Annotated in this window: 2 protein-coding genes; both read left to right on the top strand. The window is 35.4% G+C overall.

Translation table 11 applies throughout. From position 1 onward, the window contains the following. A partial coding sequence (locus tag GKZ88_RS16235) for a T9SS sorting signal type C domain-containing protein (RefSeq protein WP_155103402.1) occupies positions 1 to 3,129 on the top strand: 3,129 nt, incomplete at its 5' end. Between the two features lie 160 nt (positions 3,130 to 3,289). Next, on the top strand, positions 3,290 to 7,141 hold the full coding sequence (locus GKZ88_RS16230; protein ID WP_230392535.1) for a T9SS sorting signal type C domain-containing protein: 3,852 nt from the start codon (positions 3,290 to 3,292) through the stop codon (positions 7,139 to 7,141). Positions 7,142 to 7,358 lie beyond the last annotated feature (217 nt).

Genomic DNA, 7,358 nt, shown 5'->3' with positions numbered 1-7,358 from the left:
GCTATTGCAAATGCTGCAGGCTATACATGGACGCTGCCTTCAGGAGCAACGATTGCTTCGGGCTCAAATACAAATTCGATCACGGTTAATTATTCGGCATCTGCCGCTACAGGAAATATCACTGTACAGGGTACAAATACATGCGGGAACGGAACAGTTTCTGCCAATTATCCTGTTACTGTAAATCAACTCCCGACAGCTAATGTCGGTATAGTATTATCCCCGATTTGTCAAGGTGCTACATCACTAGCAATGGGCGGATCAGTAGGCGGTGGCGCAACTGGTGGAATATGGTCAGGCGGAACAGGGTCATGGACAAATCCAACAGATCTTGCAAATGCAACATATACTGCGGGGTTAACAGAATCTGGTAATATTACATTAACATTAACAACTATTGGTGGTTCATGTGGTACATTATCTGTTACTAAAACAATTAGTGTAAATCCACTTCCAATAATAAGTACACAACCAGCAGATCTAACAATATGCGAAAATGATAATGGTTCATTTTCTGTAACAACTTCTGCGACTAGTCCCACTTATTTGTGGGAATATTCCGCTGATGGCTTGACAAATTGGACAACTACAAATGGAGTAGCAGGTGTTTCTGGATATAATACTGCATCATTGAATTTGAATAATACACCTATTTCATACAGTGGAAATTATGTTCGTGTTACAATAACAAGTGGGGGTTGTTCAACTATTTCAAATACGGCTCGATTAGCGGTTAACCCACTTGCTACATTAAGCTTGACTACCGGTCCAGCAACTCAAGCAGTATGCGCAGGAACGGCCATTTCAGATATAGTTTATACTTGGGGAGGAGGAGCAACAGGCGCAAATGTAACTGGGCTTCCGACAGGATTAACTTCTACTCCGGACATTACAAATAGAACTTTAACAATTAGTGGTACACCTACAGCAAACGGAACATTCAGTGTTTCAACCACAGGTCAAACGGCACCGTGTTCCGCAGTAAGTTTAGGTGGATCGATAACAATAACCCCACTCCCAACAGTAAACCCAATCACAGGTGGAGCAACATCAGTATGTACTACATTAACAACTGCACCGTTTGCAAATACAACTCCATCAGGAATTTGGTCAATTACTAATGGTACAGGTACAGCAACGATCGATGCATCGGGAATTGTAACAGGAGGAAATGCAGGAGATGTAACAGTTGTTTATACCGTTACTAGCGGAAGCTGTTCAAATACAGCTACTATTAATTTAATAATCAAACCGAACTATCCGGCGCCAACAGTTGGAACACCTACACAACCACTTTGTTCAACAAATGGGGCAAGTGTAACATTAGGAGGTTTGCCTGCTTCGGGGAATTTATTCCAAGATAATGGAACGACTGTTGTTAGTGTAGCGTTCAATTCAAGTACACCAACAATTTCAGGATTAGCACCAGGAACGTATCGTTTTGCTTTAGATAATGGTTGTACAGCAACTTATTCAGCACCGGTGGTAGTACTTGCTAACACTTATAATGGTACTGTGTGGCCTAATGGCACTATGTGGTCGTTTGGAGTACCAACTTCAGATGATTACGTCGATTTTGCCAGCAGTACAACAATCTCAGCAGATGCAACATATTGCTCTGTTACAGTAAGTAATACTGCAGTTGTAACAGTAGATACTGGAAAAACACTAACTGTTACAAACGGAGTTCATGTTATTCCTGGAAGTAAATTAATTTTTGAGGACAGCTCAAGTTTAATGCAGACTACTACAATTAAGACTATAAATACAGGAAGTATCGAATATAGACGTAATAGTACTCCAATACGTTTGGCCGATTATGTATATTGGTCAACACCAGTTCTTAACATGACTTTGGGAGCTGTTTCGCCATTAACAGATCCAACAAAAATGTATGCTAATAATGGGGGTGGATGGATCTATAAACCGGGAAGTACTATAATGGTTCCAGGTAAAGGTTATATTATTCGCGGTCCAGAAGGAACTTCAAACACTGTGCGAAATAACTTTACAGCGCATTTTACAGGAACTCCTGTAAATGGTGATATTACAAGTGAGGTAATGACTGGTAATACATTCTATTTAATTGGAAATCCATATCCTTCCGCTTTATACGCTGACGAATTTATAAACAACAATGCAAATTTAACAGGAACACTCTATTTTTGGACTCACAATGTCCCAGTGGTTTTAGGTGGTGCTTATCAATATGGATCAGATGATTACGCTGTTTATAATTTAAGCGGAGGTACAGCACCGGCAGGATCTGGAACTATTCCTGGTTCAGGAAACAACAATAATCCACCTTCTGGCTATATTGGTGCTGGGCAAGGTTTCTTTGCTGGGATTAAGACGACGGGAACTATTACTTTTAGAAATGGAATGCGAAGAGGAGGTAGTCGAAACGGTCAGTTCTTTAAGCCAAGTAATGAAGCTAAAGCGGCAGATGTTGAAAAGAATCGTATTTGGCTGAATATGACAAATACTGAAGGTGCTTTCAAACAATTGCTTGTTGCATATGTACAAGGAGCAAGCAATTCTTATGACGATCGATACGATGGTGAAAGTTTTGACGCTAATAAATATCTAGATTTTTATAGTCTTAATGAAAACATTAAATTAGCAATTCAAGGTCGTGGTTTACCTTTTGTAGATACTGATATTGTTCCGTTAGGTTATCGTTCTGCAATTGCTGGAGATTTTACAATTGCAATTAATAATGTTGATGGTTCTATGACGACTCAAAAAATTTATATTGAGGATAAGTCTACTGGTAAAATTCATGATTTAACAGAAAGCAATTATACTTTTACGACACAAATCGGAACTTTTACAGATCGTTTAGTTCTAAGATATACCAATAAATCTTTAGGAACTGGTGATTTCGAAAATGTTGAAAAAGGTATTACGGTTTCTGTAAAAGATAAAGTAGTCAAAGTAGCTTCTTCAAACGAAGCCATTCAAGATGTTTCGATTTTTGATGTCGCAGGAAAACTGCTTTATAATAAAAAGAAAGCAGGAACATCAGAATTACTAATTTCAAATCTCCAATCAAGCAATCAGGTTTTATTAGTTGATATTACTCTTGAAAACGGATATAAAACAACAAGAAAAATTATTTTTCAATAAATAAAATTATTTTTAAATTCTAAAAAGCCATTTCTCAATATGAGAAATGGCTTTTTTTTGACTTGTAAATATCACTAAAAGTGGGTATTGTGCAAGTGTTACTGAATCTTTAAATTTCAGATTATTCTTATTTTTATTTATTAATCTGATTTTTTTGATTTTGACTAAAAAAATACTTTTAGCAGTCACTCTGACTTTATTTTTTGGAAACTTTGCGTTTTATGGACAGCAGGGAAAAGTTGATGTTACTTTTAATACCCTGGATGATGGTTCAATTGGAGACGGATTCGATAATCCTGTGCAGACTTTGTCTTTGCAGTCTGATCAGAATCTAATCGTTGGAGGTGAATATCTAAACCTTAACGGAATTCCGTCTCCTTATTTGACACGCCTAACACCAGATGGCACTATTGATGAAAATTTTCATACTGGAAACGGTTTTAATGGGAAAATCTATGCATCATGCATCCAGCCAGATGGCAAAATACTTATAGGAGGAAATTTTACTTCATACAATGGCATAAGTATAGGAAGACTCATTCGCTTAAATACAGATGGAAGTTTTGATTCGTCTTTCAATACTTCAACTGGAGCAACAACAGGAATTATATATGATATTGCACTTCAGTCTGATGGAAAAATAATTATTTGTGGCAGTTTCACAAAGTACAATAATACAGCTGCAAATTACATTGCCCGAATTTTGACGAATGGATCATTGGATACTTCTTTTGTAGGTTCAGGCGCATCGACCATAAAAAATGTTAAGGTTTTGAATGATGGCAAAATATTACTTTCAGGAAACTTTACTGCTTTTAATGGCACACAGATCAACAGAATTCTTCGCCTAAATAATGACGGTCGCATAGATGTAACTTTTAACGTAGGAACGGGTTTTGATGGTGAAGTCAGTGCGATGACAGTTCAATCAGACGGCAAAATTATTCTAGGTGGCAAGTTTACTAATTATAATGGCAGTAGTGCAAACAGAATTATCAGAATAATGCGAGACGGAAGTATAGATACCTCTTTCTTCATGGGATCTGGATTTAATTCTGGAGCTGTTCTAGCTTTAAAAATAGATTCTTTTGGAAACATTATGGTTGGTGGATCTTTTTCAGGAAATTATAACGGATCCATCGTTAATCGCGTTTGTCTTTTAGACGGTTCGGGACTTTTAAAAAACGACATAGATTTTGGATCGGGACCGGCAACAGCTTCTGTTTTGGCTTTAGAAGCTGATGTCGAAGGAGCATGGTATATTGGTGGTTCGTTTTTGGTTTTTGATGGTTTGAACCAAGGAAGATTAGCAAAGATTAATGCTGATGGTGAATATGATACAGGTTATTTAGCATCTGGAATAGGACCTGATAATTCAGTTTATAAAATTCTAGCATTAGAAAACGGAAAATCAATGGCATTGGGTAATTTTAAGAAATTTAATGGCAACACTGTTTCTAGAATTGCGAAACTTTTAGAAGATGGATCATCTGATCCTGATTTTAATATTGGGCAGACAGGAGCCAGTAATTTAGTCAAAACAGCCGTTTTACAGTCGGATAAAAAAATAATTTTAGGAGGGAATTTTACAAAATATAATGAAACAGCGATCAACCGCATTGCACGGATTTTGCCAAATGGAGCAATCGACCTCTCTTTCAATGTGACCTCTGGCTGCAACAGTCAGGTTTATGCCGTGGTAATACAACCGGACGAAAAAATAATCGTGACTGGTGGTTTTACTAAATATAATGATATAAATGTTGGTCGAATTGTGAGGCTTATGCCAAATGGTTCCATAGATGCCAGTTTTAATTGTGGAATTGGAGCAGATGCAATTATTGAAGCTGTATTACTTCAGCCTGACGGAAAGATTCTAGTTGCTGGACGATTTACTACTTTCGACCGGGTTCCGTTTGCGGATTTAGTGCGTCTTAATGAGGATGGCAGCATTGATCCATCATTTTCGATTGGTACGGGATTTAACAAAAATATTTATACTGTGGCATTGCAGTCTGATCAAAAGATAATTGTGGGTGGTTCTTTTTTAAGTTTTAACGGTGTCGCACAGAAAAGACTTTTAAGGTTAAATCCAAACGGAAGTTTAGATGCAACATTTGAGTCGGGTTCAGGTTTTAGTAAAGGAGATGTGCGAAGCATTTTAATACAGCCAGACGATCGTATTTTGGTAGGCGGTACCTTTTCAGGAAGTTATAAAACGACTCCGTCATCACGATTAATACGGTTATTAAAAAATGGAAGTGTTGATGATTCTTTCGACGCTAAACTAAATAACAAACTATTCGCAATGAGCTTTTCTTCAGATTACAAACTCTTGATTGGAGGAGATTTCAATTCAGTTTCCGGGATTTCTAAGCACAGAATTGCAAGATTGAAGCTTTGTTTGGAATCGACAGTATGGAATGGAGATTCATGGTCAAATGGTTTTCCGTCAGGCGGAAAAGAATTATTGTTTAAAGAAAATTATCCTGCATTAACAACAGCTAATGTTTGCAGCTGTACTATCGATGATGGTAAAAAAGTTACTTTGTTGAGTGGAAATACGCTTGGAATTGAGTTTTCATATTCTGGTTTAGGAACTTTAATTTTAGAGGATTCGGCAAATTTATATCAATCAGATGATGATATTGTTAATACAGGAATTATTCATTTAAAACGAAAGTCATCACCCATTATAAAATCAGATTACACTTATTGGTCTTCACCTGTAATGAACCAAAGGTTGGTTGATGTTTCGCCAAATACGATCTCAGATAGATATTATTCTTATGATCCTCTACTAACGGTTTGGAATCATGAAAATGGAACAAATACAATGTCAGCTGGTAAAGGTTATATTATTCAAGGACCTAGAGATTTCTCCAATAGTGTTCCTTCAAGTTATCAGGCAACTTTTAAAGGAGTTCCGAATAATGGAAAAATAAATGTCAATTTAAGTATTGGAAATGCAACCTTCAACTTAATTGGGAATCCTTATCCTTGTACACTTGATGCTGATATTTTTTTGAAAGAAAATGAATCAAAGATAAAAGGGACATTGTATTTCTGGACACATAATACTCCCATTTATAATAACAAATATTCATATGACGATTATGCGGTATATAATTTACTTGGTGGGGTTGGTACTCGAGGCAGTTTGGCCAATGGTGTAAATGAAAGTACTCCGGATAACACTATAGCATCAGGACAAGCTTTTTTTATTGGCTATAAAAATCCTGGTACGATTGAATTCAATAACAAGATGCGTATGAAACAACGAAATTCTACCTTTTTCAAACCTAATAAAAGCAGTAAGATTCAAAAAAATGAAATTGAAAAGCAAAGAATATGGCTGAACTTAAAGAATGAAGATGGCCTATTCAAACAAATTTTGATAGGGTATGTTGCTGATGCTTCTAATTCATATGATGAGAATTATGATGCTGAATCTTTGAATGGCAATAAGTTCGTAAATTTTTATAGTATCTCAGAAAATAAAAATTTAGTTATTCAAGGACGAGCTTTTCCATTTGAAAAAACCGATTCTGTTTTGCTTGGCTTTACAACAACAATTAGTGGAGAATTTAGTATAAGTATTGACCACATTGACAGCTCGTTTTTAGATTCAGATATCTATTTAGAAGATAAGGAAAAACAAGTAATACATAATATAAAAGAGAGCTCTTATATATTTAAAACGGAGAAAGGCACATTTGATAATAGGTTTGAATTGAAATATATGGACAAAGAATTAAACAGTACTGAGTTTAAAAATACTTTAGGAAACGTTTTTGTTTCATTACAAAATAAACAGATTCATATTTACGCCCTCAACGAATCTATTGAAGAAGTCGAAATTTATGATATGAATGGAAAGATATTGTATATAAAAACTAAAATTAACTCATCTGATTTAACTATTCAAAAAGTAATTTCAGGGAATGGTGTTTTATTGATAAAAGTAACTTTGGAAAATGGTTTTTCAACTACAAGAAAAGTGATTTTTTAAGGAACGTTTTTATTTAAAAAAAATGATCCGTTTGTGTCTTTGCAAACGGATTTTTTTTGCTTTTTTTTCACAGAATTATGATTTGTCAGACGTTTTTTTAGCCCAATTTCTGAAGTTCATTTGTAATTTCTGAAATTGATTAACAAAATTAAAAAATAGAAATTTTAGAAGTTCAGATGATTTGTAAAATTTAAAAGACCAATTGCATAAAAAAAAA

It is taken from the genome of Flavobacterium sp. LC2016-01, assembly GCF_009711135.1.
Lineage (GTDB): Bacteria > Bacteroidota > Bacteroidia > Flavobacteriales > Flavobacteriaceae > Flavobacterium.
Note: the sequence above shows the minus strand (reverse complement) of the source record. Positions and strands in the feature narration are given on the sequence as shown.